This is a genomic window from Pseudomonas resinovorans NBRC 106553 (assembly GCF_000412695.1).
Taxonomy (GTDB): Bacteria; Pseudomonadota; Gammaproteobacteria; order Pseudomonadales; family Pseudomonadaceae; genus Metapseudomonas; species Metapseudomonas resinovorans_A.
This window is the reverse complement of sequence record NC_021499.1, coordinates 3,681,321-3,706,434: the sequence shown is the minus strand read 5'-3', so window position 1 is coordinate 3,706,434 and position 25,114 is coordinate 3,681,321. Positions and strand designations below refer to the sequence as shown.

26 protein-coding genes are annotated in these 25,114 nt (G+C 66.1%); 12 read left to right on the top strand and 14 right to left on the bottom strand.

Annotation, left to right across the window (positions count from 1 at the left end; all coding sequences use genetic code 11):
• Positions 1–34: 34 nt before the first annotated feature.
• A complete protein-coding gene (locus PCA10_RS16665) occupies positions 35–1,054 on the bottom strand; it encodes an alpha/beta hydrolase (protein ID WP_016493237.1) in 1,020 nt (339 codons plus the stop codon).
• Between the two features lie 156 nt (positions 1,055–1,210).
• The gene (locus PCA10_RS16660) at positions 1,211–1,657 is read right to left on the bottom strand and encodes a MarR family winged helix-turn-helix transcriptional regulator (RefSeq protein ID WP_016493236.1); all 447 of its coding nucleotides are present in this window, start codon (positions 1,655–1,657) and stop codon (positions 1,211–1,213) included.
• 149 nt (positions 1,658–1,806) lie between these two features.
• On the opposite strand from PCA10_RS16660, the gene PCA10_RS16655 reads away from it, so the two are divergent.
• Complete coding sequence (locus tag PCA10_RS16655; protein ID WP_016493235.1) at positions 1,807–2,316, top strand: RDD family protein; 510 nt, start codon at positions 1,807–1,809, stop codon at positions 2,314–2,316.
• On the opposite strand, the gene PCA10_RS16650 is transcribed toward PCA10_RS16655, so the two are convergent.
• On the bottom strand, positions 2,317–3,270 hold the full coding sequence (locus tag PCA10_RS16650; protein WP_016493234.1) for a LysR family transcriptional regulator: 954 nt from the start codon (positions 3,268–3,270) through the stop codon (positions 2,317–2,319).
• Between the two features lie 100 nt (positions 3,271–3,370).
• Between PCA10_RS16650 and PCA10_RS16645 the strand changes: the two genes are divergently transcribed.
• Positions 3,371–4,123 (top strand): sulfite exporter TauE/SafE family protein, encoded by a 753-nt coding sequence (locus tag PCA10_RS16645; protein ID WP_016493233.1) that lies wholly within the window; start codon positions 3,371–3,373, stop codon positions 4,121–4,123.
• Between the two features lie 3 nt (positions 4,124–4,126).
• On the opposite strand, the gene PCA10_RS16640 is transcribed toward PCA10_RS16645, so the two are convergent.
• Entirely contained in the window at positions 4,127–4,978 is an 852-nt protein-coding gene (locus PCA10_RS16640) for a LysR substrate-binding domain-containing protein (protein WP_016493232.1), read from the bottom strand.
• A 97-nt stretch (positions 4,979–5,075) separates the two neighbouring features.
• Between PCA10_RS16640 and PCA10_RS16635 the strand changes: the two genes are divergently transcribed.
• The 3 genes from PCA10_RS16635 (at position 5,076) to PCA10_RS16625 (ending at position 7,123) form a co-directional block, all read left to right on the top strand.
• The gene (locus PCA10_RS16635; protein WP_016493231.1) at positions 5,076–5,306 is read left to right on the top strand and encodes a DUF1127 domain-containing protein; all 231 of its coding nucleotides are present in this window, start codon (positions 5,076–5,078) and stop codon (positions 5,304–5,306) included.
• Positions 5,307–5,382: 76 nt separating this feature from the next.
• On the top strand, positions 5,383–5,877 hold the full coding sequence (locus PCA10_RS16630) for a DUF3291 domain-containing protein (protein WP_016493230.1): 495 nt from the start codon (positions 5,383–5,385) through the stop codon (positions 5,875–5,877).
• A 40-nt stretch (positions 5,878–5,917) separates the two neighbouring features.
• Positions 5,918–7,123: a winged helix-turn-helix domain-containing protein gene (locus PCA10_RS16625; protein WP_016493229.1), complete on the top strand. Its 1,206-nt coding sequence runs from the start codon at positions 5,918–5,920 to the stop codon at positions 7,121–7,123.
• Positions 7,124–7,275: 152 nt separating this feature from the next.
• On the opposite strand, the gene PCA10_RS16620 is transcribed toward PCA10_RS16625, so the two are convergent.
• The 4 genes from PCA10_RS16620 to PCA10_RS16605 all read right to left on the bottom strand — a co-directional run bounded on the left by PCA10_RS16620 (position 7,276) and on the right by PCA10_RS16605 (position 11,525).
• A complete protein-coding gene (locus PCA10_RS16620) occupies positions 7,276–8,625 on the bottom strand; it encodes a class II 3-deoxy-7-phosphoheptulonate synthase (RefSeq protein WP_016493228.1) in 1,350 nt (449 codons plus the stop codon).
• Positions 8,626–8,689: 64 nt separating this feature from the next.
• Positions 8,690–9,412 (bottom strand): sulfite exporter TauE/SafE family protein, encoded by a 723-nt coding sequence (locus PCA10_RS16615; protein ID WP_016493227.1) that lies wholly within the window; start codon positions 9,410–9,412, stop codon positions 8,690–8,692.
• Complete coding sequence (locus PCA10_RS16610) at positions 9,412–10,194, bottom strand: SDR family NAD(P)-dependent oxidoreductase (RefSeq protein WP_016493226.1); 783 nt, start codon at positions 10,192–10,194, stop codon at positions 9,412–9,414. The genes PCA10_RS16615 and PCA10_RS16610 overlap by 1 nt, the downstream gene beginning before the upstream one ends.
• The gene (locus PCA10_RS16605) at positions 10,194–11,525 is read right to left on the bottom strand and encodes a flavin-containing monooxygenase (RefSeq protein WP_016493225.1); all 1,332 of its coding nucleotides are present in this window, start codon (positions 11,523–11,525) and stop codon (positions 10,194–10,196) included. Before PCA10_RS16605 ends, PCA10_RS16610 begins: the two co-directional genes overlap by 1 nt.
• 168 nt (positions 11,526–11,693) lie before the next feature.
• On the opposite strand from PCA10_RS16605, the gene PCA10_RS16600 reads away from it, so the two are divergent.
• A complete protein-coding gene (locus tag PCA10_RS16600; protein WP_016493224.1) occupies positions 11,694–12,440 on the top strand; it encodes a spermidine synthase in 747 nt (248 codons plus the stop codon).
• Between the two features lie 103 nt (positions 12,441–12,543).
• Here PCA10_RS16600 and PCA10_RS16595 read toward each other — a convergent pair whose 3' ends face one another.
• Positions 12,544–13,335, bottom strand: a complete 792-nt coding sequence (locus PCA10_RS16595) for a crotonase/enoyl-CoA hydratase family protein (protein ID WP_016493223.1) — start codon at positions 13,333–13,335, stop codon at positions 12,544–12,546.
• Positions 13,336–13,705: 370 nt separating this feature from the next.
• On the opposite strand from PCA10_RS16595, the gene PCA10_RS16590 reads away from it, so the two are divergent.
• Positions 13,706–15,394, top strand: coding sequence for a DEAD/DEAH box helicase (locus PCA10_RS16590; RefSeq protein WP_016493222.1), 1,689 nt, complete (start codon positions 13,706–13,708; stop codon positions 15,392–15,394).
• 173 nt (positions 15,395–15,567) lie between these two features.
• Here PCA10_RS16590 and PCA10_RS16585 read toward each other — a convergent pair whose 3' ends face one another.
• Entirely contained in the window at positions 15,568–16,335 is a 768-nt protein-coding gene (locus PCA10_RS16585; protein WP_016493221.1) for a DODA-type extradiol aromatic ring-opening family dioxygenase, read from the bottom strand.
• Between the two features lie 99 nt (positions 16,336–16,434).
• Here PCA10_RS16585 and PCA10_RS16580 point away from each other — a divergent pair, with 99 nt between their 5' ends.
• Both PCA10_RS16580 and PCA10_RS16575 read left to right on the top strand, forming a co-directional pair.
• Entirely contained in the window at positions 16,435–17,091 is a 657-nt protein-coding gene (locus PCA10_RS16580; RefSeq protein ID WP_016493220.1) for a thiopurine S-methyltransferase, read from the top strand.
• 154 nt (positions 17,092–17,245) lie between these two features.
• Entirely contained in the window at positions 17,246–18,448 is a 1,203-nt protein-coding gene (locus PCA10_RS16575) for an ISL3 family transposase (RefSeq protein WP_016493219.1), read from the top strand.
• A gap of 49 nt (positions 18,449–18,497) precedes the next feature.
• Here PCA10_RS16575 and htpX read toward each other — a convergent pair whose 3' ends face one another.
• The 3 genes from htpX to PCA10_RS16560 form a co-directional block, all read right to left on the bottom strand.
• Positions 18,498–19,370 (bottom strand): protease HtpX, encoded by an 873-nt coding sequence (htpX, locus tag PCA10_RS16570; protein ID WP_016493218.1) that lies wholly within the window; start codon positions 19,368–19,370, stop codon positions 18,498–18,500.
• 88 nt (positions 19,371–19,458) lie between these two features.
• Positions 19,459–19,911, bottom strand: coding sequence for a hypothetical protein (locus PCA10_RS16565; protein WP_016493217.1), 453 nt, complete (start codon positions 19,909–19,911; stop codon positions 19,459–19,461).
• A 7-nt stretch (positions 19,912–19,918) separates the two neighbouring features.
• The gene (locus PCA10_RS16560) at positions 19,919–21,130 is read right to left on the bottom strand and encodes a pyridoxal phosphate-dependent aminotransferase (protein WP_016493216.1); all 1,212 of its coding nucleotides are present in this window, start codon (positions 21,128–21,130) and stop codon (positions 19,919–19,921) included.
• 172 nt (positions 21,131–21,302) lie between these two features.
• Here PCA10_RS16560 and msrB point away from each other — a divergent pair, with 172 nt between their 5' ends.
• The 3 genes from msrB to PCA10_RS16545 all read left to right on the top strand — a co-directional run bounded on the left by msrB (position 21,303) and on the right by PCA10_RS16545 (position 22,764).
• Positions 21,303–21,695 carry a peptide-methionine (R)-S-oxide reductase MsrB gene (msrB, locus tag PCA10_RS16555; RefSeq protein ID WP_016493215.1) on the top strand — a complete coding sequence of 131 codons (393 nt, stop codon included), beginning with the start codon at positions 21,303–21,305 and terminating at the stop codon, positions 21,693–21,695.
• 119 nt (positions 21,696–21,814) lie between these two features.
• Positions 21,815–22,300: a glutathione peroxidase gene (locus PCA10_RS16550; RefSeq protein WP_016493214.1), complete on the top strand. Its 486-nt coding sequence runs from the start codon at positions 21,815–21,817 to the stop codon at positions 22,298–22,300.
• Positions 22,297–22,764: a MarR family winged helix-turn-helix transcriptional regulator gene (locus PCA10_RS16545; protein ID WP_016493213.1), complete on the top strand. Its 468-nt coding sequence runs from the start codon at positions 22,297–22,299 to the stop codon at positions 22,762–22,764. The genes PCA10_RS16550 and PCA10_RS16545 overlap by 4 nt, the downstream gene beginning before the upstream one ends.
• On the opposite strand, the gene PCA10_RS16540 is transcribed toward PCA10_RS16545, so the two are convergent.
• Complete coding sequence (locus PCA10_RS16540) at positions 22,745–25,072, bottom strand: response regulator (protein ID WP_016493212.1); 2,328 nt, start codon at positions 25,070–25,072, stop codon at positions 22,745–22,747. The two genes, PCA10_RS16545 and PCA10_RS16540, sit on opposite strands and share 20 nt — an antisense overlap.
• Positions 25,073–25,114 lie beyond the last annotated feature (42 nt).

The following is a 25,114-nucleotide window of genomic DNA, read 5'->3' as shown; positions in this document are numbered from 1 at the left end:
CGCAATTGCGGGGCTTTTTCATTTCCGTCGTTCGTTATTTCAGATGTGCCTTCAGTGCCTCGCCGGCCTGCTGCATGGCGGCGCGGGTGCCCGGGACCTTGGCCAGCACGTTGAGCAGGCCGAAGTCGTGGATCATGCCGTTGTAGCGCACCGAGGTGACCTCCACGCCGGCGGCATCCAGTTTGCGGGCGTAGGCTTCGCCTTCGTCACGCAGCACGTCGAACTCGGCGGTCTGCACCAGGGCCGGCGGCAGCCCCTTCAGTTGCTCCAGCGATGCCTGCAGCGGCGAGGCGTAGATCTCCGCGCGCTGGCGCGGGTCGGTGGTGTAGCTGTCCCAGAACCACTTCATCATGTTGCGGGTGAGGAAGTGGCCGTTCTCGAACTGGTTGTAGGACGCGTTGTTGAAGTTCGCGTCGGTCACCGGCCAGAGCAGGGCCTGGAAGCGCAGCTTGGGCGTGCCCTTGTCCTTGGCCATCAGCGCGACCACCGCGGCCATGTTGCCGCCGACGCTGTTGCCGGCCACCGCCAGGCGCTTGCCATCCACGCCGATCTCCTTGCCATGCTCGGCTACCCATTGGGTGGCGGCGTAGGCCTGGTTGATGGCGGTCGGATACTTCGCTTCGGGGGAGGGCGTGTAGTTGACGTACACCGCCACCGCGCCGGACTCGGCCACCAGGTCGCGGATCAGGCGCTCATGGGTGGGGTAGTCGCCCAGCACCCAACCGCCGCCGTGGAAGAACATGAAGACCGGCAGGATGCCGTTCGCGCCAGCGGGGCGGACGATGGTCAGGTCGATCTTCTGGCCGTTGGCCTCGATGGTCTTCTGGCTGACATCGGCCTTCGGCAGCTCCAGCTTCACGCTGGCCTGGGCGCCGACCAGCACGGCACGGGCGTCCTTGGGCACCAGGGTCTCCAGGGGCTTGCCGCCGCCCGCGGCCAGGGCTTCGAGGAAGGCCTGGGTGTTGCGTTCCACACCGGGACCACCCGCTGCGAAGGCATGGCTGACGGAAAGGGCGAGAAGGCTGCCGGCGACGAGGGTGCTGATCGATTTCATGGTTGTATTCCCGATTTGATTTGATTTGATTAGATGGCTAAAATCTTGCGCGCTAAGTAAGTGCGTGAGGCAGAAGTTAATCGGGATTTATTTAGTGCGCAAGGTATTTGTTGGAAGACGTTGGAATAACGCCTCGATCTTTTGCGAATAAGGCCGTCAGACGGCCTTGCCCAGGCTCCCGCGCAGGGATACCAGCTCGTCCTTCAGTTGGCCCAGCTGCTCCGTGTTGCGCTCGGTGGCGGCAACGATGCAAGCGGGCACGACCTTGGCCTTTTCCTGGAGGGCGCGGCCCTGCTCGGTGAGGCGCAGTTCCACCACGCGCTCATCCTTGCTGCTGCGGGTGCGGGTGATCAGGCCTTCGGTTTCCAGGCGTTTGAGCAGGGGCGTGACGGAACCGGGGTCGGTAAGCAGGCGGTTGCTGATTTCGCCCACGGTGATGCCGTCGCCCTCCCAGAGCACCATCATGGCGAGGTATTGCGGGTAGGTCAGGCCGAGTTCCTGGAGCAGGGGCTTGTAGACCTTGGTCATCATCAGGGAGGTGGAATAGAGGGCGAAGCAGAGCTGGTTGTCGAGCAGCAGCTCCTTGCAGGGTGCGTTGGACATGGTGGTCTCCAGGGGCAGTGATGGTGACTAATTTAGCGCGCAAGCCTTTCGTGGGCAAAATTCATTTTGCCCATGGCCGCGGAGGGGATTCTTGCGTTGCCCCGGCCACGGGCCACACTTGTCGGGTCAATCACTGCAAGGGCTGCCCCATGGACAATCTGCAAAACCCCTACCAGGCGCCTCAGGCGGAACTCACGGCCGATGGCACGGCGGAGCTCGTGCTCGCTTCCCGTTGGGTACGCCTTGGCGCGGTGCTGATCGATGGCCTGATCATGAGCCTGGTGACGGTGCTGGTGGCCTTCTTCACCGGCACCTACTCGGCGCTCGCCGAAGGCACCGCGCCCAGCCTGGGTGTGCAACTGGTGAGCTTCGTGGTGGGCTTGGTGGCGTTCATCATCGTCAACGGCCGCCTGCTGAAGAACTACGGTCAGACGGTGGGCAAGCGGCTGCTGAAAATCGCCATCGTCGACCTGAACGGCCATGTCCCCGACCTGGGCAACGTGCTGCTCAAGCGCTACCTGGTCTGGTGGCTGCTGGCCTATGTGCCGCTGGTGGGTGGGCTGATCCTGCTGGTGAACTACCTGTTCATCTTCCGCGCCGATCGCCGTTGCCTGCACGACCTGCTGGCCGGGACCCGGGTGGTGCTGGTGCCGCGCTGATCAGCCGCGGCCCAGGTCGGCGAGGGCCAGGTCCCAGGGTGGGGTCGGGCCGAAGCGGCGCTTGAGAAACTCCATGAGCAGCCGGCTCCGCGAGCTGGCTTCTCCCTCCAGACGCAGGGCATAGATCCCGCTGGGTTCGGGCGCGGGCAGGCCGTTTTCGCAGAACAGCGGCTGCAACTCACCCCGTACCAGGTATTCGCCGATCAGCCAGGTCGGCAGGTGGGCGATCCCGAGCCCCGCCAGGGCGCTGAACAGCAGCGCCTCGGCATTGTTGGCGGTCATGCGCATCCGCCCCGGTCGAATCTGCTGCAACTTGCCTTCCACTTCGAAGCGCCAGGCATAGGGCGGGGCCAGGGCGTCCCAGTCCAGGCCGTCGTGCTCCGGCAGTTCCCGTGGATCGCGGGGAATGCCGCGCCGGCGCAGGTAGTCGGGGCTGGCGCAGAGTACGCGGACCAAAGGCGCCAGTGGCGTGGCGACCAGGCGGGTATCGGCCAGCGGGCCGATGCGCAGCACCAGGTCGACCTGGCCGAGGTTTTCCCCCTGCATGTCGATGAAGCTGTCGATCAGTCGCAACTGCACGTCCAGGCCCGGATAGGTGCGGAGGAACTCGGCGATGGCCGGTGCCAGGTGGCGGCGACCGAACGGCGCGGGGGCGTCGATGCGGATCAGGCCCTCCGGCGCGCTGCTGAGGGACACGGCCTCGGCGCGGGCCAGGCGCAGTTCCGCGAGTACCCGCTTGGCCCGCTCGGCAAACGCCAGGCCCGCCGGGGTGGCCCTGACCGCGTGGGTGCTGCGGACGAACAGGCTGCTACCCAGGGCCTTTTCCAGGGCGTCGATGCGCCGCGCCACCGCCGATGGCGTCAACGGATGACGGCGGGCGGCGGCGGAGAAGCTGCCGGCCTCCAGGACGTCGAGGAAAAGGGCCAGTTGTTCGGTAAGCGCGTCGGGGTTCATTTGATTGCCTGTGCGAGTTACGCAAAGCCATTGTGCGCTGCTGTGCGTTTCCGAGGCAACGAAGCGGGGGTAGCATCCGCCCATCTGATTGGGAGGCGTCATGGATCTGCTGGTTGTGGTGATGAATATCGTGCTGGGCGCACTGCTCGGCACCCTGGGCGGGTTGTTCGGCATCGGTGGCGGACTGATCGCCATCCCCGCCCTGGGCGTGCTCTTCGGGCTGGACCAGCAACTGGCCCAGGGGACGGCCCTGGTGATGGTGGTGCCCAACGTGCTGCTGGCGCTCTGGCGCTACCACCAGCGCAACCGCATCGATCCGCGTCATGCGTTGCTGCTGGCGGTGACCAGCTTCGCGTGCGCCTGGTTGACCTCGCTCTTCGCCGTACGGGTGAACGCGGAAAGCATGCGCCTGGCCTTCATCGGCTTCCTGCTGGCGCTGGCGGCCTACAACCTGGCGCGGATGTTCATGGCCAAGGCCCGGGCCAGCGCCGAACTGCGCCAGCCCTGGCCCTGGCTGGGGGTGCTGGGTGGCGTGGCGGGGGCCGCGGGTGGCCTGTTCGGTGTGGGCGGCGCGGTGATCGCCACGCCGGTACTGACCAGCGTGTTCGGTACCAGCCAGGTGGTGGCCCAGGGACTCTCCCTGGCGCTGGCGGCACCGAGTACGGCGGTGACCCTGGCGACCTACGGCCTGCATGGCCACGTGAACTGGGCCATGGGCGTGCCGCTTGCGCTGGGTGGCCTGCTCAGCATCAGCTGGGGAGTACGCCTGGCCCATGCCCTGCCGGAGCGGGTGCTGCGCTCGATGTTCTGCGCCTTCCTGTTGCTCTGCGCGGTGCTGCTGGCGGTCAAGTGAGGGTCAGGCGCGGAAGCCTTCGATGATGTGCTCGGCCAGGGTATCGGTCACCGGCGACTGATGGCGCTCGTTGCGCAGCAGCATGATGTTGCTCAGGGGCAGCTGGGGCAGACCTTCGGCCTCGCCGAGAATGCGCAGGTCGGGGGTGATCAGGCTCTGCAGCTGCGCGGTTACCGCGAGGCCCGCCGAGACCACCGCCATGAGCGCCGAGAGGCTGGGGCTGGTGTAGGCGACCCGGTACTCGCGGCCCATGGCGTCGAGGGCGTTGCAGGCCCAGGCGCGGCAGAAACAGTCGCTGTTGAACATGGCCAGCGGCAGGGGCGTCTGCTCGTGGGGGTTGAAGCCCACGGCCTCGGCCCAGACGAAGTGCTCCTGGCGCAGCAGCTCGCCGATCTCATGTCCCGGCATGCGGGTGACGATGGAGAGGTCCAGGTCCTGGCGTTGCAGCAGCTGGGCACTCGATTCGCAATGCACCTCCACCTGCACCAGGGGATAGGCCTGGGCGAAGCGCGAGAGGATGCCCGGCAGGAAGCGCATCACATAGTCGTCCGGCGTGCCGATGCGCACCGACCCCACCATGTGCGGCTCGCGCAGGGTGTTCATCACTTCCCCATGCAGCTTGAGTATCCGTCGGGCGTAACCCAGCAGGATCTGCCCTTCGGCGGTGAGCCTGACCTGGCGGCCGTCGCGCTCGAACACCGAACGCTGCAGCACGTCTTCTTCCAGCCGCTTCATTTGCATGCTCACGGCCGACTGGGTGCGGTTGACCACTTCGGCGGCGCGGGTGAAACCGCCGTAGTCGGCGATGGCGACGAAGGTGCGCAGCAGTTCGGTATCGATGGCTGGGTAGTTCATTCATCAAATCCTGAGATGCAATGCATAAGAAACATTCGTTGGATTGATCTTAGTCCCGGACGGAAACTGGCGCCAACCCCACTGGGAGGGCTACAAGATGAAAGGTCAACAAGGCTTTATCGGTACTTCGCACCAGGCTCATTCCGAGCATCACGCAAGCTGGCTCGCCGCCGCCTGGCACACGATCAGGCGCTGGGAGCAACTGGCCTACGAGCGCGAGCAACTCGCCCGGATGAGCGATGAGATGCTCAAGGACATCGGCCTGTCCCGTGGCGATGTGATGGAGGAGAGCGAGCGACACTTCTGGGAAGACCCGCTGAAGAAGTGACGCAGGCAGGCGGCCCGCCGGCGATGAAGCCCAGGCGGGCCGCACTTTTGATGAATGGACGCAAAGGAAGGGAACCATGTCGAATACCCACGAACTGGCGCAATTGAACATCGCCGTGATGCAGGCGCCGCTGGATTCCCCGGCGATGGCCGATTTCGTCGCCAACCTCGAGCGCATCAACGCCCTGGCCGAAGCCTCGCCGGGATTCGTCTGGCGTTTGCAGGACGAAGCGGGCGATGCCACGGCGATTCGCCCGTTCGGCGACGAGGTGCTGGTCAACCTCTCGGTCTGGCAGAGCGTCGAGGCGCTGCGCGAGTACGTCTACCGGTCTGCCCATGCGGACATGCTCAAGCGCCGTAATGAATGGTTCACCCGCGACGGCCAGGCGCACATGGTGTTCTGGTGGGTGCCCCGCGGTCACCGGCCGGATGTGCAGGAGGCGGCCGCCAGGCTGGCCATGCTGCGTGAACAGGGTCCTACGCCGGCGGCCTTCACCTTCCGCCAGTCCTTCCTGGCGCCGGACCAAAGCGTGCCTTTTGCGCCCTTCGACCGCGAAAGCCAGGTGGGCTGATGCTACTTTGAAGCGTCATTCCCCCGCCGGCACCGAGTCCATGACGCTGACCCTTTCCCTACCCGAAGCTCGTCGCCTGGCCCTGGTCGCCCAGGGTTTCGCCCGTGCGCCCCGTGGCGCTATCCGCCATCGCCAACTGCTGGCGCAACTGGGGACGCTCGGGGTGGTGCAGATCGACTCGGTGAACGCCCTGGTGCGTTCCCACTACCTGCCGGCCTTTTCCCGTCTGGGCCACTACGACCGCGAACTGCTGGATGACCTGGCCTGGGGCAAGCCCCGGCGCCGGGCACTGTTCGAGTACTGGGGCCACGAGGCTTCGCTGCTGCCGCTGGAGCTCTATCCGCTGATGCGCTGGCGCATGCGCCGGGCGGCCAATGGCCAGGGCATCTACCAGCAGCTGGCACGTTTCGGTTTCGAGCAGCGGGAGGTGATCGAGCGGGTCCTGCAGGCCGTGCGCGAACAGGGCGCGCTGGGGGCCGGGGCGTTGAGCACGCGGGAGGAGCGTGCCGGCCCCTGGTGGGACTGGAGCGCGGAAAAACACGCGATGGAATGGCTGTTCGCCGCAGGCGAAGTGACGGTGGCCGGTCGCCGTGGCTTCGAGCGCCTCTACGACCTGCCGGAACGGGTGATTCCCTCCGATCTGCTGAACCAGGACGAACTGCCCGAAGCCGAGGCTCAACGCCAGTTGCTGCTGCGCGCCGCCCAGGCGCTCGGCGTGGCCACCGAGCGCGACCTGCGGGATTACTACCGCCTGGATACCGCTGACAGCCAGGCGCGACTGGCCGAACTGGTGGAAGAGGGCGCGCTGCAGGCCGTGCAGGTCAATGGCTGGAAGCAGCCCGCCTACTGCGTGGGTGAGCCCAGGGTGCCGCGCAAGGTGCGCGCCAGCGCGCTGCTGTCGCCCTTCGATTCGCTGATCTGGGAGCGGGGGCGCACCGAGCGCCTGTTCGACTTCCGCTACCGCCTGGAAATCTACACCCCCCAGCACAAGCGCCAGTACGGCTACTACGTGCTGCCGTTCCTGCATGACGAGCGCCTGGCCGCCCGCGTCGACCTGCGCGCCGAACGCGCCCAGGACCGCCTGGCAGTACATGCCCTGCACGAGGAAGAGCACGGATTGAGCGAGGCCGGCATGCAGGCGCTGGCGGAGAACCTGCGCAGCATGGCGGCCTGGCTGGGCCTGGCGGAGGTGGCGGTGACCTGCCGCCGGCCCGGGACGCTGCGCCTACAGGCGTACCTGGGATGATCTGAATGCACTTGTGGGGGCGAATTCATTCGCCAGTTTGTAGGATGGGTTGAGCTTGCGATACCCATCGGCGATGTGATGGGTATCGCTCCGCTCAACCCATCCTACGATTTGCCAACCTGCTCCGAGGTGTGCAGGGGAATGAGGTCGGATCAGCGGCGGATCTGCTTCAGGGTCTCGGCGATCAGGAAGGCCAGCTCCAGTGACTGGTCGGCGTTCAGGCGCGGGTCGCAGTGGGTGTGGTAGCGGTCGGAGAGGCCGTCTTCGGTGATGGGGCGGGCGCCGCCGATGCATTCGGTGACGTTCTGCCCGGTCATCTCGATATGGATGCCGCCGGCGTGGCTACCCTCGGCCTGGTGCACCTCGAAGAACTGCTTGACCTCACCGAGGATGCTGGCGAAGTCGCGGGTCTTGTAGCCGCTGGAGGCCTTGATGGTGTTGCCGTGCATGGGGTCGGAACTCCACAGCACCTTGCGGCCTTCGCGTTCGACGGTACGGATCAGGCGCGGCAGGTGCTCGCCCACCTTCTCGGCGCCCATGCGCACGATCAGGTTGAGGCGGCCGGGATCGTTGTCCGGGTTGAGGATGTCGATCAGGCGGATCAGCTCTTCACTGTCCATGCTCGGTCCGACCTTGACCCCGATGGGGTTGCCGACGCCGCGCAGGAACTCCACATGGGCGCCATCCAGCTGGCGGGTGCGATCGCCGATCCAGAGCATGTGCGCCGAGCAGTCGTACCAGCCGCCGGTGAGGCTGTCGCGGCGTACGAAGGCCTGCTCGTAGTTCAGCAGGAGCGCTTCATGGGCGGTGAAGAAGCTGGCTTCGCGCAGCTGCGGCGAGCTGTCCAGGCCGCAGGCGCGCATGAAGGCCAGGGCTTCGTCGATGCGCCCGGCCAGTTGGCTGTACTTCTCGGTGAGCGCCGAGTTGGCGATGAAGTCGAGGTTCCACTGGTGCACCTGGTGGACGTCGGCGAAGCCGCCCTGGGCGAAGGCGCGCAGCAGGTTGAGGGTGGCGGTGGCCTGGTGGTAGGCCTGCAGCAGGCGTTCCGGGTCCGGCACGCGGCTGGCGGCGTCGAAGCCGATGCCGTTGACGATGTCGCCACGGTAGGCGGGAAGGGTGATATCGCCCTGGGTTTCGTTACCGGATGAACGCGGTTTGGCGAACTGGCCGGCCATGCGCCCCACCTTCACCACCGGGCAGCCGGCGGCGAAGGTCATGACGATGGCCATCTGCAGCAGCACCTTGAAGGTGTCGCGGATCTTCGCGGCGGAGAATTCGACGAAGCTTTCCGCGCAGTCGCCGCCCTGGAGCAGGAAGGCACGGCCTTCGGTGACCTCGGCGAACTGGCGGCGCAGCTCGCGCGCTTCGCCGGCGAAGACCAGCGGCGGGTAGCTCGCCAGGGTCTGCTCGACGTGGGCCAGCTTGGCGGCGTCGGGGTACTCGGGCTGTTGCTGGATGGGTTTGTCCCTCCAGCTTTCAGGGCTCCATTCTTGGCTGCTCATCAGGTTCTCGACAGGGCTGCTTGCGGTAGATGAAGCATGGTAACCGAAAGGCCTGGAGCCGGCGCTAGGCGCGGTAGCAGAGCAGCATGCCGCAGAGCGCGAGCAGCAGGTGGATGGCGGTGCGGAAATGCGCCTCGGCCAGGCGCCGGTGCAGGTATTCGCCCACCACCACGCCCAGGGCGAGCAGCGGCGCATAGACGGCGATGCGGGGCAGCGCCGGCGCCAGGCTGCCATCGAGCAGGAAGGCCAGGGTCAGCAGGCTGTTCAGGCCGAACCAGACGCACAGCAGGGTGGCGCGCAGGCGCGCCTTGTCCAGCGCGGTGCCGGCCAGGGCATGCACCAGCAGCGGGCCGCCTGAGGCGAACAGGCCGTGGCTGATGCCGGCGGCGCCGGTCTGCAGGCGAGTCATCCAGGCTGGCGTGTGGCCCCGGGGCTTGCCGCGCAACAGCTCGCGCAAGGCGAAACCGAGGATCAGCACGCCGAAGCCCAGTTTCATCGCGCCTTCTTCCAGCCAGGGCCGCAGGCCGTAGCCGAACAAGGTGCCCACCAGCATGCCGGGCAGGACGGTGACCAGCAGTAGGCGCCATTGCACCAGCCGCCGGTGGCGCCAGGCGAGGAAGCCGCTCATGAGAATGTTCAGCGGCACCAGGACCGGCAGCAGATCGTGGATCGGCAGCAGCAGGGCGCCCAGGGACAAGGCGACGACGGTGCTGCCGAAGCCGGTGATGGCTTCCAGGGTGTAGGCCAGCAGGATGAACCCGCCGAGGGCCAGCCAGGTGACCTCCATCAACCCAGCTCTCCGGCGAAGCGCCGGGACATCTGCCGGTAGTAGAAAGCCGGCGCCAGCCGCCAGAGCAGGCTGGCGAGCCAGCTGCCGCGGTCGGGGAACAAGCGCTGCTGGCGGGCGTCGGCGCCGCCGAGGATCTGCCCGGCCATCCAGGCGGCGCCGCGCACCTTGCCGATGGTCGAGCGCGGGTGTTGCGCCGGGCGCCCGTCGCCGCCCAGGGCGTTGCGTTCGATGGGGGTGTCGAGAAAGCTCGGGTAGACCATCAGCAGGCCGATGCCGTCGCGGGCGATCTCCGCGCGCAGCACTTCGAACGCCTGGGCCAAGGCGCTCTTGGCCGCGCAGTAGCCGGCACGGCCGAGCACCGGCATCCAGCCGGCCATGGAGCCGATGGCGATCACCTGGCCACGGCTTTCGCGCAGCAGCGGCAGGCTGGCGATGGTCAGTTCCAGGGGGGCGTGATAGTCCACCGCCATCACCCGGCGCAGCACTTCCGGGCGGGTGTGCACGGTGGGCGAACGATGGGTGATGCCGGCGTTGTTGATCAGCAGGTCGAGGCGGCCGAACCGCGCGCGGCAGGCTGAGACGAGCTGCCCCTGGACCTCGCCGACGGTGATGTCGCCGGCCACGCCCAGGACCCGCTCTTCGCCCAGCTCCGCGACCCGCGCGGCGAGGCCGGCGGCGTCCAGGTCGGAGAGCAGCAGGGCGTCGCCACGGGCGTGACAGGCGCGCGCCAGTTCCCAGCCGAGGCCGCTGGCGGCGCCGGTAATCAGGACCACCCGCATCATTGCGTGGCCTGGACGGCCAGTTCCGGGGCGTTGCCCAGGCCCTGGCGCAGTTCGGCGATGTGTTGTTTCACCTGGCTGCGGTAGGTGTCCTTGTGCACGTAGTAGGCCATGCGTTCCAGTTCGAGGTAGGCGTAGCCGCCGTCCAGGCGCTTGCCGGCGCGCTCCGCTTTCAGCGCCCGGAAGCTTGCCGCCTGGGCGCTGCGCGCCTGCTGCTGGCGGATGTACAGGGCCACCAGTTCGGCCTGCTCGGCGCGGCCCTGCCAGCCCAGGCCCGAGGCTTCGACCATGCCCATCATGAAGAGGTCGTCGTACTCTGGGTGGAAGATGTTCAGGTACAGGTTCGGCGCCCCGGCGCGCTCGGGCCAGTTCAGCTCGGCGCGAGCGATGAAGGGGTAGTCCAGCTTGTAGCCGGTGGCCTGGAGAATCAGGTCGTACTCGGCGCGTTCGCCATCGCTGAAGGTCACCTGCTTGCCGTCGATCGCGCTGATGTCGCGGCGGGCCCGGATATCGCCATGGCCCAGGTGGTGCAGGACCAGTGAGTTCATCACCGGGTGGGATTCGTACAGGCGGTAGTCCGGGTCGGGCAGGCCGTACTGCGACGGCTTGCCCACCAGAACGCGAACCAGCAGGCCATCGACCAGTTGCTTGAGCCGGCGCGGCAGCTTGACGGCGCCGCCGAAGGTGTCGGTGGGGCGGCCGAGCAGGAACTTGGGCAGGAAGTAGTAGCCCCGGCGTACCGACAGGTCCACTGAGCGGGCGCGGTGCACGGCGTCGACGGCGATGTCGCAGGCCGAGTTGCCGCAACCTACCAGCAGCACGCGCTTGCCCTCGAACAGGCTCGGGGAACGGTAGTCCGCCGAATGCATGAGTTCGCCGTCGAAGTGGCCGGGCAGGGCGGGGCGATTGGGTTGGTGCAGGGTGCCGTTGGCGATCAGCACTCCGTCGAACCGTTCTTCGCGGCGGCGGCCTTCCTGTTCGCTGATCACTTTCCAGCCGTGCTCCAGGCGTTCCAGCTTGAGCACGCGGGTATTGAAGCGGTAGTGCCGATGGAGATCGAAGTGCCGGGCGTAGTCGCGGAAATAGCGGCGCATTTCGGTATGGTGCGGGTAGGGCGCCACGTCGGCGTCCATGGGGAACTCGCTGAACTCCGTGGTGCTTTTGGAGGAGATCAGGTGCGCCGAGTCGTACATGGTGCTGTGGGGGTTGTCGATGTCCCAGAGCCCACCGACATCGCCGTGAAGCTCGAAGCCGACGAAGGGGATGCCGTGTTTCTGCAGTTGGCGGGCGCTGCACAGGCCCATGGGACCTGCGCCGATAATGGCGTACATGCTGGATTCGACCTCTGCGCTGTTATTCTTGTGCGGTTTTCGCCCCCTCGGGGTGCGCGGTTGGGATTATGCCGGGAGCACCCGCTCCGGCTTCAATGGCAATAGGCGCCGGTGTTGCGCCGGGTTGGTGCGAAATGTCAGCACCGGCCTTCGAGGAGTGTTGAGCAAATGTCCGAGGAGCGCCTGCTCGCGGAAGTGCACGATGAATTCGGGGTGATCCGCGTCTACGAGGTCGGTCCCTACCGCATCCTCGAATTCGGCGAGGCGGTGGAGCAGAGCTGCGTGTTCACCACCGATCCGGCCTGGCTGGAGTACGACTACACCCGCGCCATGCTGCTGGGGGCGTTGTGCCACCCGGCGCCGGAGAATGCGCTGTTCCTCGGCCTGGGGGCCGGCACCCTGACCCAGGCGTGCCTGAAGTTCCTGCCGCTGGAAGACGTGGAAGTGATCGAGCTGCGCCCCGATGTACCGCGCCTGGCCATGGAATACCTGGGGCTGAGCGACGATCCGCGCCTGTATGTGCGGATCGGCGACGCGCTGGAGCTGCTGGACAGCGCCGAGCCGGCGGACCTGATCTTCGTCGACCTCTACACCGACCATGGGCCGGGTGTCGGCCACCTGGCGTGGAACTTCCTTGGTGCCTGCCAGAAGCGCCTGAGCCCGGGTGGCTGGCTGGTGATCAACCAGTGGGCCGGGGATGACGGCAAGCCCCTGGGCGCCGCACTGCTGCGGGGGCTCTTCCATCGCCATTACTGGGAGATACCGGTCAAGGAGGGCAACGTGGTGCTGCTGGTGCCCGCTGACCTGGACCAGCATCTGGACCTCGACGCCCTCAAGAGCAAGACCGAGGCCCTGGCACCGAGCCTGGGCTACTCGTTGCAGTCGCTTCTGGATGTGCTGCGGCCGGCGAGCTAGCCGCCGGGAGCGAATTCATTCTGGAAAGGGCTGCGTAGCAGCCCCTTTGGCCTTGCAGGGCAGACCTGCGGTCCGCTTGGCGAATGAATTCGCCCCCACAGGGCTACTTACCCTTGAAGTGCCCGTCGCGCCTTTCCAGCATGGCCCGCAGGCCTTCCTTGGCGTCGTCGCTGTCCAGCAGTTGCCGAGCCACGGTGGGCAGGTTGGCGGCCGCAGCCTTTTCCCCGTCGTCGAGGGTCTGGTGCGCCGAGGCCAGGGTCGCGCGGATGCCCAGGGGCGCCTGGGCCGCCACCCGTTCGGCCAGCCAGGTGGCCCTGGGGAGCAGGTCTTCGCTGGCCAGTACTTCCTGGACCAGGCCGAGGCGGTAGGCTTCGTGGGCGTCGAACTCGTCGCCCGTCAGCAGCCAGCGCATGGCGTTGCCCCAGCCGGCGATCTGATGCAGGCGCAGGGTGGCGCCGGCGAAGGGGAAGATCCCGCGCTGGACTTCCATCTGGGCGAAACGGGTGTTGCTGGCGCACAGGTTGATATCCGCCGCCAGCATCAGCTCGATGCCGATGGTGTAGCAGTAGCCCTGGGCCGCCACTATGAGCGGCTTGGTCAGGCGCGGTCCGCCGAAGGTGCCCCAGGGGTCGATGGCGCCGGCGGGCAATTGCCAGCCCTGGCGGAAGGTATCGCCCACGCTGGCCAGGTCCAGCCCTGCGGTGAAGTGTTCGCCATGGGCGAAGATCAGTGCGCAGCGCAGGTTGTCGTCGCGTTCGTATTCGCCCAGGGCCAGTACCAGGTCGTCCAGCATGGGTTGGTCGAATGCATTGCGTTTTGGGCTGCGGTCGAGACCGATGAGCACGACGTGGCCGTGCTTTTCACGACTGACACGGCCGGCGGAACTGGAGGACATGGGCGGCTTTCCTCTGTGGGAGTGGCGGGAAGGCAGGTGGGATATAGACCCGCCACGGGACCTTGTCCATTGGCTCGCGCCGTACAGCGGCGATGAATATGACGCACCGAAAAAGCTGCACGCTGGTAAGAAATTTCCTGTACTATACGCGCCGGCCAATTGACGGCTCCGTTCAAGTACGCGTTTTTCTCCGAGGCATTTTGCCTTCGGCTGCAAGTCCGGCCTGCGGACTATCCTTGACGTTTCATCTCAATCCTAAAAAAGCGATCACGCAAATTCTCTACCAGGCTGCCAGGGTGACCCACAAGGTCCTTCACGGCATGTGCAGCCATGGAACAAGGGTCTTTGCGGATGCACACGAGGCAGACCCATGACCCAGGAAATCGGCGAATTCGCCGCGCTCGGACTTCATCCCAATGTTCTGGCCGCCATCTCGGCGGTCGGCTATGAAGAGCCGTCCCCCATCCAGGCCCAATCGATTCCGGTGATCCTCGCCGGTCACGACATGATTGGCCAGGCCCAGACCGGTACCGGCAAGACCGCAGCCTTCGCGCTGCCGATCCTGTCCCGCATCGATCCGGCCAAACGTGAGCCGCAGGCGCTGATCCTGGCACCGACCCGCGAGCTCGCACTGCAAGTTGCCACCGCCTTCGAAACCTACGCCAAGCAGATGCCTGGCCTGAGTGTGGTCGCCGTTTACGGTGGCGCACCCATGGGGCCGCAGCTCAAGGCCCTGCGCCAGGGCGCCCAGGTGATCGTGGCCACTCCGGGCCGTCTCTGCGACCACCTGCGTCGTGATGACAAGCTGCTCGCCACCGTGCAGCAGCTGGTGCTGGACGAAGCGGACGAGATGCTCAAGCTCGGCTTCATGGACGACCTCGAAGTGATCTTCGAAGCCCTGCCGGAAAGCCGCCAGAGCGTGCTGTTCTCCGCCACGCTGCCGCCGTCGATCCGTTCGATCGCCGAGCGTCACCTGCGCAACCCGCAGCACGTCAAGATCGCCGCCAAGACCCAGACCGTGGCGCGCATCGAGCAGGCCCACCTGATGGTCCATGCCGACCAGAAGACCGGTGCTGTGCTGCGTCTGCTGGAAGTCGAGGAATTCGACGCGCTGATCGCCTTCGTGCGTACCAAGCAGGCGACCCTCGACCTGGCCAGCGCCCTGGAAGCCAAAGGCTACAAGGCCGCCGCGCTGAACGGCGATATCGCCCAGAACCAGCGTGAGCGCGTGATCGAGTCCCTCAAGGATGGTCGTCTGGACATCGTGGTCGCCACCGACGTGGCTGCCCGTGGTATCGATGTGCCGCGCATCACCCACGTGTTCAACGTGGATATGCCCTACGACCCGGAATCCTACGTACACCGTATCGGCCGTACCGGCCGTGCCGGTCGCGATGGCCGTGCGCTGCTGCTGGTGACGCCGCGTGAGCGCCGCATGCTGCAGGTGATCGAGCGTGTGACCGGTCAGAAGGTTGCCGAAGTGCGCCTGCCCAACGCCCAGCAAGTGCTGGACGCGCGCATCAAGAAGCTGACCAGCGCCATCGCTCCGCTGGTGGTCGAGGCCGAAGCCAACTACGGCTCGCTGCTGGATCGCCTGATTGCCGATATCGGTTGCAGCCCGCGCGCCCTGGCCGCGGCCCTGCTGCAGAAGGCTACCAATGGTCAGGCCCTGAACCTGGCCGATGTCGAGCGCGAGCAGCCGCTGGTGCCGGGCTTCCAGGCCCGCGAGCCGCGCGAGCGTCGTGAGCGTGATGGTGGCGAGCGTGGTGGTGAGCGTGGTGAGTACCGCGAGCGCCGTGCACCGATGCCGCTGGCCGAAGGCCGCGTGCGTTGCCGCACCGCTTTGGGTACTCGCGACGGCATCGCCGCGAAGAACCTGCTGGGCGCGATCCTCAACGAGGGTGGCATTGCTCGCGAAGCCATCGGTCGCATCCAGATCCGCGAAACCTTCAGCCTGATCGAGCTGCCGGAAGAAGGCCTCGACCGCCTGCTGGGCAAGCTGAAGGACACTCGCGTGGCTGGTAAGCAGCTGAAGCTGCGTCGCTACCGCGAAGACTGATACTTCCTGCTGTAAACAGAAGAGCCCCGCATTGCGGGGCTTTTTTGTTTCACGAGCGCGGTGCCACAAGGGGCAGGGCCTGCTCCACCTGTAGGAGCGATTTCAATCGCGAAGCAGCCCGAAGGGCTGCCCTGGTCAACGGGTCGCTGCGTGGCCCAGGCACGAATGAATAGTTAGTCGAACCGATAGATATCCATGCCCAGCGCACCCAGAGTGAAGCCGCTGTGCACCAGGCCGAAGCGGCCGCCGGCGCCACGGGCGAAGTAGAGCGGCAGCAGGTGCTCGTCCCGTGGGTGGTTGCGTGCCGCGTGGGGCGCCTGGCGGCGGTAGTCGTGCAGGGCATCGGTGTCGTCGGCCTGCAGGTGCTGAACCATCCAGTCGCGGAATTCCAGGGCCCAGGGGGTGACCACGTCGGGGCCGGCGCGCCAGTCCAGTTCGCCCAGGTTGTGGGTGATGCTGCCGGAGCCGATCAGCAGGATGCCGCGCTGGCGCAGGTCGGCCAGGGCCTGGCCGACGCGGGTCTGGAAGGCCGGACCGAGGCGGCTGGGCAGTGACAGCTGGAGTACCGGGATATCCGCCTCGGGGTACATCAGCGACAGCGGCACCCAGGTGCCATGGTCGAAGGGACGCTCGTCGTCCACGGCGGCGGGAAGCCCGGCCTCGCTCAGCAGGGCGGCGATCTCCCGGGCCAGGTCGGGCGCTCCGGGAGCCGGGTACTGCACGGCGTAGAGCGGCGGCGGGAATCCGTAGAAGTCGTGCCAGGTCTGCGGCTGGGCGCCGCCGCTGAGCAGCAGGCGATCACTTTCCCAGTGGGCGGAGACCACCAGAATCGCCGTTGGCCGCGGCAGGCTCGCGGCCAAAGTGGCAAGGGCCGGGCCGCTTGCGCCGGGCTCCAACGCGAGCATGGGGGAGCCGTGAGAAATGTAGAGGCTGGGTAGCATTTCGGATTTCCTCCGGTAGGATTCCGGCATCATCCGGGCTGGATATATCGATTTCCAGTATAAATTCTTGTGCCATTTGATCGAATTGATGGAGGGCTCGTGGACGAGCAATTCTGGCAGGTGCGTTGGGCGGAGAATCAGATCGGCTTTCACCAGGGCGAGGTCAATCCTTATCTGCAGCGCTACTGGTCGCGGCTTGGGCTGGCGCCGGGTAGCCAGGTGCTGGTGCCGCTCTGCGGCAAGACCCTGGATCTGGTCTGGCTGGCGGCGCAGGGGCACAGGGTGCTGGGGGTGGAGCTCGCCGAGCGGGCGGTGGAGGACTTCTTCGCCGAGCAGGGGCTCAGCCCCGAGGTGTCGCAGCAGGGGGCACTACGTCGCTACGCCGTAGACGCCATCGAGATTCTCCAGGGGGACTTCTTCGCGGTTGGCGCCGCCGATGTCGCCGAGTGCCAGGCGCTCTACGACCGCGCGGCGATCATCGCCCTGCCGCCGGCCATGCGCGACGACTACGTGGCGCACCTGGAGCGCATCCTGCCGAAGCCCTGCGACGGGCTCATGGTGACTCTCGACTACGAGCAGGCGCGCCTGGACGGGCCGCCGTTCTCGGTGCCGGAGGCCGAGGTACGGCGCCGCCTGGAGCCGGGCTGGAGCGTGGACATGCTGGAGCGTTGCGACGTGCTGGAGAACAACTGGAAGTTCGCTTCACGCGGGCTGGACAGCCTGCACGAGCCGGTCTTCCAGCTGCACCGAAAGTAGGGTGCGCCGCGCGCACCGATTCGGCCGTCGGCACGCAATACATGGGGCAAAAAAAGGTTCTTCGCGGATTCAGGGGGAAGAGCGAGTTGACAGTCAGGGAAGTGGGTAGATTGGCAGTCGCCAAACGAACCAACCCCCACTCCCTGCTGCCGCCGTGAATCCTATTGATCTTGCCGCTTTCTGGCCAGGCTACGACGTCGTCGCCTGCTGCCAATCCGATCACCACACCCTGTTGATCAGCCTGGAGCCCCAAGCCGAGCGTCTACCGGAGTGTGGTCGCTGCCGCCAGCCCTGCCCGTTGGTCCATGAGCGGCGCATCCGTCAGGTGCGCGAGCGCGACTTGCTGGACCAGCGGGTGGTGCTCCAGCTGCCCGTGCGCCGTGTCGACTGCCTCACCTGCGGGCGCATCACGGAGCACATTGACTGGTTGGCGCCGGCCTCCCGCTTGACCCAGCGCTTGCGGGTCTGGCTCGAAGGCTTGCTGCAGCTGCTGCCGATCAGCCACGTCAGCCGCCTCACCGGCCTGCACTGGCACACCCTCAAGACGCTCGACAAGCGCCGCCTCGAGGCGGCCGTGGGGACCTTTGAGCCCGGTGAGGTGCGGCGGCTGGTGATGGACGAGTTCGCCCTGCACAAGGGCCATCGCTACGCCACGGTGATCATGGATGCCGAGCGCACGCGGGTGTTGTGGGTCGGCCACGGTAATAGCCGTGAGGCGATCCGCCCGTTCTTCGAATTGCTCGGGGAGCACTGCCAGCAGATCGAGGCGGTGGCCATGGACATGAACACCGCCTTCGACCTCGAGGTGAAACGGCATTGCCCGCAGGCCGAGGTGGTGTACGACCTGTTCCACATGGTGGCGCGCTACGGCCGGGACGTGATCGACCGGATCCGGGTCGACCAGGCCAACCGCCTGCGCGAAGACAAACCGGCGCGCAAGGTGGTCAAGCAGAGCCGCTGGCTGCTGCTGCGCAATCGCGAAAACCTCAAGGACGGACAGGCCGTGCAGTTGCAGGAATTGCTCGCGGCCAACCAGCCACTGGCCACGGCCTACGTGCTCAAGGATGCATTAAAGGAAATCTGGTACGCCCCCAGTGTGCAGGACGGCTGGCGGCGCTGGCGTACCTGGCTGCGGCACGCCCGGGACAGCGGCCTCGCGCCGCTGCAACGCTTTGCCCGCAACCTGCGCAAGTACGCCCGGGGCATCCTCGCCAGCGCCCGCTTCCCCCTGCACACCAGTGTCCTGGAGGGCGTGAACAACCGCATCAAGGTGATCAAGCGCATGGCCTATGGCTTCCGCGACTCGGCCTACTTCTTCCTGAAAATCAAGGCCGCCTTCCCCGGGAAAGCGCGATGAACCCAAAAAAAGGGCGGCCATAGGGCCGCCCAAGTCAGTGTGAGTCGTTTCAGCCGCGGCGACGCAGGGCCTCGATGCGGTCTTCCAGCGGCGGGTGGGTCATCAGCAGGCCGGCGAGGCCGTGCTTCAGGCCACCGTTGATGCCGAAGGCGGTCAGGCTGTCGGGCATCTGCACCGGTACGCCCTGTTCGGCGCGCAGGCGCTGCAGGGCGCCGATCATGGCGTTGGTGCCGGCCAGGTTGGCGCCGGCTTCGTCAGCCTTGAACTCGCGTTTGCGGGAGAACCACATGACGATGATGCTGGCGAGGATGCCCAGGACCAGTTCGGCGAAGATGGTCGCGATGAAGTAGCCGATGCCGGGGCCTTCCTCGTTCTTCAGGATCACGCGGTCGACGAAGTTGCCGAAGATGCGCGCGAAGAACATCACGAAGGTGTTCACCACGCCCTGGATCAGCGCCAGGGTGACCATGTCGCCGTTGGCCACGTGGCCGATCTCGTGGGCCAGCACGGCCTTCACTTCGTCGGGGGAGAAGCGCTCCAGCAGGCCCTGGCTCACGGCTACCAGCGCGTCGTTCTTGTTCCAGCCGGTGGCGAAGGCGTTGGCCTCGTAAGCCGGGAAGATGCCGACTTCGGGCATCTTGATGCCGGCGTCGCGAGACAGTTGCTCGACGGTCTGCAGCAGCCATTGCTCATGGCGGGTGCGCGGCTGGGTGATGATTTCGGTGCCGGTGCTCATCTTCGCCATCCACTTGGAGATGAACAGCGAGATCAGGGAGCCGGCAAAGCCGAACACCGCACAGAAAATCAGCAGGCTGCCGTAGTTCTGGCCGGTGAACCGGTCTACGCCCAGCAATCTCAGGGTGATGCTGGCTATCACCAGTACTGCAAGGTTCGTGGCCAGGAACAACAGAATGCGCATCATGATTGGAACGGTCTCCTCACGGCGGAAAGCGGTTTGGTATGCGGGGGTATATAAGGGGCAGCCCTGGCGTATTCAACCAGGGACTATTTCAAACTATGTCGTCTGAAGCGTCCGTACCGCTCACGAAGATTAGCCGAGTCACGCGTACGAGGTGTTCGCTGTCAGCGTTACGAATTGCGTCGCGCAGTTGCTGCGCGAGGCTGGCGCGGACCCGCAGGATGCTCGCGGGCAGTGTTTCCCGGCCGTCCAGCACGCCTGGCAGCGTGCGGGACAGGCGCAGGAAACCCTTTTCGGTCAGCACCGCCTGGTCCAGGGCTTCGAAGCGAATGGTGCTGTCGAAGCGCAGATAGCCTTCGTCGGCCAGCCAGAGCAGGGCGCCCAGGCAGCTTTCGTGGCGTTTGCTGGGCAGACCGAACTCGTCCGGCTCCGACGGGCCGATCAGGTCTTCCACATAGAGGGCGATGCGCCGAGGGAAGGCCTGGTACAGCTGTAGCAGGCCGGTGGCGCAGTCCTTGTAGAAGTCGTCGATCTGCAGGTCCATGGGGGCGTTACTGGCGATACGACTTGAGGAAACCGCCGATGCGTCCGATGGCCTGCTCCAGGTCGTCCACGCGGGGCAGGGTGACGACGCGGAAGTGGTCCGGCCACGGCCAGTTGAAGGCGGTGCCCTGGACGATCAGCAGCTTTTCTGACAGCAGCAGGTCGAGGACGAACTTCTCGTCGTTGTGGATCGGGCAGACCTTGGGGTCGATCCTGGGGAACGCATAGAGCGCGCCCATGGGCTTGACGCAGCTGACGCCGGGGATGTCGTTGAGCAGTTCCCAGGCGCGGTTGCGCTGCTCCAGCAGGCGACCGTTGGGCAGCACCAGGTCATTGATGCTCTGGTAGCCGCCGAGGGCGGTCTGGATGGCGTGCTGGCTTGGTACGTTGGCGCACAGGCGCATGTTGGCCAGGATGTCGATGCCTTCGATGTAGCTCTGGGCCTTCTGCTTGGGGCCGGAAATGGCCACCCAGCCGGAACGGAAGCCGGCCACGCGGTAGGACTTGGACAGGCCGTTGAAGGTCAGGCAGAGCACGTCCGGCGCCAGGGAGGCGGTGGAGATGTGCACGGCTTCGTCGTAGAGGATCTTGTCGTAGATCTCGTCGGAGAAGACCACCAGGTTATGCTGGCGCGCCAGTTCCACCATGCCTTCCAGGACTTCCTTGGAGTACACGGCGCCGGTGGGGTTGTTCGGGTTGATGATCACCATGGCCTTGGTGTTCGGGGTGATCTTGGCCTTGATGTCGTCCAGGTCCGGCCACCAGTTGGCCTGTTCGTCGCACAGGTAGTGCACCGGCTTGCCGCCGGCCAGGCTCACCGAGGCGGTCCAGAGCGGATAGTCCGGCGCCGGGATCAGCACTTCGTCACCGTTGTTGAGCAGCGCCTGCAGGCACATCACGATCAGCTCGGACACGCCGTTGCCGAGGTAGATGTCCTCGATGCCGATGCCTTCCACCTGCTTCTGCTGGTAGTACTGCATCACCGCCTTGCGCGCGCTGAACAGGCCCTTGGAGTCGCTGTAGCCCTGGGCGGTGGGGAGGTTGCGGATCACGTCCTGGAGGATTTCCTCCGGGGCTTCGAAACCGAACGGCGCCGGGTTGCCGATGTTCAGCTTGAGGATGCGATGGCCTTCCTCTTCCAGGCGTTTGGCGTGCTTGAGCACCGGTCCACGAATGTCGTAGCAGACATTGGCGAGCTTGTTCGATTTGCTGACCTGCATGATGCGTGAATGTCCCGAGGTGGAAAGAGTCGCGCAAGCGACGGGGATCGATGCGCCTTGGCAGCCTGTAACGCCGCTGCCAGACTGGCGTCTGATGAATCGCGCATGATACGTGCGGCCCGATGGCCCGAAAAGGTCGGGAGCGGGATTTTTACTACTGCCGAGGACTGTCATGGACAAGCTTGAAAAACCCCTGGATAGCTGGCGCGAGGAGCTTTCCGACGCCCAGTTCCACGTCTGCCGCCTGGGCGGCACCGAGCGTGCCTTCACCGGTGAGTACCATGCCACCAAGACGCCGGGCATCTACCATTGCGCCTGCTGCGGCGAGGCGCTGTTCGATTCCGATGCCAAGTACGATTCCGGCAGCGGCTGGCCGAGCTACTTCCAGCCGCTGGCCAAGGACGTCATCACCGAGCTCGAGGACTTCAGCCACGGCATGCACCGCATCGAAGTGCGCTGCGCCCGCTGCGACGCCCACCTGGGTCATGTCTTCCCCGATGGTCCGCGCCCCACGGGGATGCGCTACTGCATCAACTCGGTGTCGCTGAAGCTCGAACCGCGCTGAATCGGGCGGTGTAGCCAGGCTCGCCGAGAGGCGGGCCTTTTCATAGAGAAATTAAATTGCGCGCAATTTAATTGTTGGCTATTTTTCTCGCCACCTACTTCCCTGCGCAGGCAGCCGACATGAGCGACAAGATTCTCGATATCCCCGTCACCACCATCAAAGGCGAGCAGAAGACCCTTGCGGACTTCGGCGGCAAGGCCCTGTTGGTGGTCAATACCGCCAGCAAGTGCGGCTTCACTCCGCAGTACAAGGGCCTGGAAGGGCTCTGGCAGCAATACAAGGAACGCGGCCTGGTGGTGTTGGGCTTCCCCTGCAACCAGTTCGGCAAGCAGGAGCCGGGCGATGAGGGCGCCATCACCGAGTTCTGCGAGCTGAACTTCGGCGTCAGTTTCCCGCTGTTCAAGAAGATCGAGGTGAACGGTGCGAGCGCCCATCCGCTCTATGTGCAGCTGAAGAAGCGCGCACCGGGCCTGCTGGGCAGCCAGGGCATCAAGTGGAACTTCACCAAGTTCCTGATCAGCCAGGATGGCCGGCAGATCAAGCGCTTCGCGCCCACCACCAAGCCGGAAGAGCTGAACGCCGAGATCGAAGCGCTGCTGAAATGAACACGCCGTCGATCGAGCCCGAGCTGCTGCTGGACAACCAGTTGTGCTTCAAGCTCTACGCCGCGTCGCGGGCGGTCATCCGTGGCTATCGGCCGCTGCTGGAGCCCCTTGGCCTGACCTACCCGCAGTACCTGGTCATGCTGGTGCTCTGGGAGTGGCATGCGCGCGCGCCGGAGCAACCCACGGTGAAGGCACTGGGCGAGCGCCTGTTGCTGGACTCGGGAACCCTCACGCCGCTGCTCAAGCGCCTGGAGCAACTCGGGCTGGTGCGGCGCCGGCGCGCCGCCCACGACGAGCGCGAAGTGCATCTGGCGCTGAGCGAGGAGGGCGCCGCCCTGCGCGGCAAGGTGGGACCCCTGCGCAATGAGCTGATCTGCGCCAGCGGCCTGGATCTCAACGAGATGGCCGAACTGCGCGCGCGCCTGGGCGAGCTGTTGGGCCAGCTCATGGGACTGCCTGAGTAGCGGGCAACCAGGTGTCGAGCAGCGCCACCAGCTCTTCGCGACGGAAGGGCTTGGCCAGGTAGTCGTCCATGCCGGCGGCGCGGCAGCGCTCGCGTTCGTCCGGCAGGGCGTTGGCGGTCAGGGCGATGATCGGCAGGTCCGGCCAGCGCCCGCTCTGGCGGATGCGCCGGGTCGCCTCGTAGCCATCCATGACCGGCATGTTGCAGTCCATCAGCACCAGGTCCACGGTGCTCTGTTCCAGGCGGCTCAGGGCCTCGGCGCCATGTCCCGCCAGCAGCACCTCGCAGCCGAGCTTGGCGAGCATGCCCTTGGCCACCAGCTGGTTCACCGCGTTGTCCTCCACCAGCAGTACCCGCGCATGGCGGTGCTGGGGTTCGGCCATTGCCGTCTCGGGCGCCGGCGCCTCCTCCGGGAGTTGCAGCAGCACCCGTTGCAGGGCCTGGTAGAGCGCCGCGCGGGATACCGGGCGAGCCAGTTGGTGCAGCGGTGTCAGGGTGGCCGCACGGGGTGGCGGCAGGAAGCTGTCGTAACCGGTCACCAGCAGGATCGGCAGTTGGCCGGTGCGCCGCAAAGGCTCCAGGCGCTCGGGGTCGTCGCTGATCAGCAGGTCGGCCTGCACGCCGCTGAGGTCGAAGTCGCCGTCATGGCGCTGCAGCTCCAGCCCCCATAACGGCAGCCAGGTGCCGAGCATCTCGGCCAGGCCGCTCTTGGCGTCGCACAGGGCGATCACCTTGCCCCGTAGCGGCGCTCGCCGCTCGGCCGAGGTGTGTTCCACCAGCGGCAGTTCGGCACTGAACACGCTGCCCATGCCTTCCTGGGATTTGACGTCCAGCTGGCCCTGCATGGCTTCGCAGAGGTGCCGGGTCAGCGCCAGGCCGAGGCCGGTGCCGCCGAACTGCCGGGTGATGCCCGCGTTGCCCTGGGAGAAGGGCTGGAACAGCTTGGGCAATGCCTGCGCGGAGATGCCGATACCGGTATCGCGCACGCTGATCAGCACGCCGCCGGGGCTCGGTGCGGCCCGCAGGTCGACGCGCCCGGAGCGGGTGAACTTGAGGGCGTTGGACAAGAGGTTGCTGGCCACCTGGCGCACCCGCGTCGGGTCGCCCACCAGCAGCGCCGGCAGCTGCGGGTCGATCAGGCAGGTCAGCTCCACCTCCGCCCCGGCGTTCTGCGAGAGCAGGTTGGCGGTGTCTTCCAGCAGGGTGCCGAGGTCGAAGGGGATCTGCTCCAGCTCCAGCTGGCCGGCCTCGAACTTGGACAGGTCGAGGATGTCGTTGAGCAACTCCACCAGCACGCTGCCGGAGTTGTGGGCGATCTGCAGCTGGCGGCGCTGCTCGTTGTTCAGCGGGCCGTCGATGGCGAGGTCGAGCATGCCCAGCAGGCCATTGAGCGGGGTGCGGATCTCGTGGCTCATGTTGGCGAGGAAGGCGGCGCGAGCCTTGGCCATTTCCAGGGCGGTGCCGCGCGCGGCTTCCAGTTCCTGGTTGTAGCGGCTGAGGCGGCTGTTGGCGGCCTTCAGCTCGGCGGTGCGCGCCGACACGATGTTTTCCAGCTCCGCCAGGTATTGGTTGAGGCGCTGGTCGGCTTCGCGGCGCTGCTGCATTTCCGCGGACAGGCTGGCCAGTTGCCGATTGATGACCTCCACCAGTACGCCGATCTCGTCCTGTTCGTGGCCGGGCGGGCAGGGCAGCTTGGCTTCCGGCGCGGCGCGCGGGTCGCGTTCGCTGAGGGCGCGGATCAGCTCCACCAGCGGCTTGGTCAGCATGCTGTAGAAGAGCACCAGGAGGATCAGCGACAGCAGCAGGCTGCGCACGAAGCCGCTGAGCAGGGTGAACATGGCGCGGCGCAGGAAGTGGTTGCCGAAGGCGAAGGTGTCCACCTCCAGGCGCAGTACGCCGAGGGTTTCGTTGGGCGCGTGGACGATGTAGAGCGGGTCCTCGAACTCGCGGCGTTCGCCGAACAGGTAGTCGCTGAAGATGCGGAAGTCGCTCTCGGTGCGCGGGCGGCTGACACTGGACAGCACCGCGCCATTGTTGTCGATGATCTCGGCGCGGATCACCGCCGGCGAGCGCAACAGGCCGAGCACCAGCTCCTGGGCCAGCTCGGCGTCGATGTTGTAGGCGATGCGTGCCGCGGGGCTGTGGGAGATTTCCAGCAGCGCCTTGATCTCCCGGTCGATCGAGGCGTTTTCGTTGAAGTAGTCGCTGGCGACCTGGATGACGCTGAGGATGGTGCCGAGGATGAACGCCACCAGCACCGTGAGGCTGGCCTGCTTGAACGACAGCCGTTTTGTCAGCGGAATATCCATGGGGCGTAGGATTTGGCCTTGTTCCGAGGGCTTGCCAAGCAT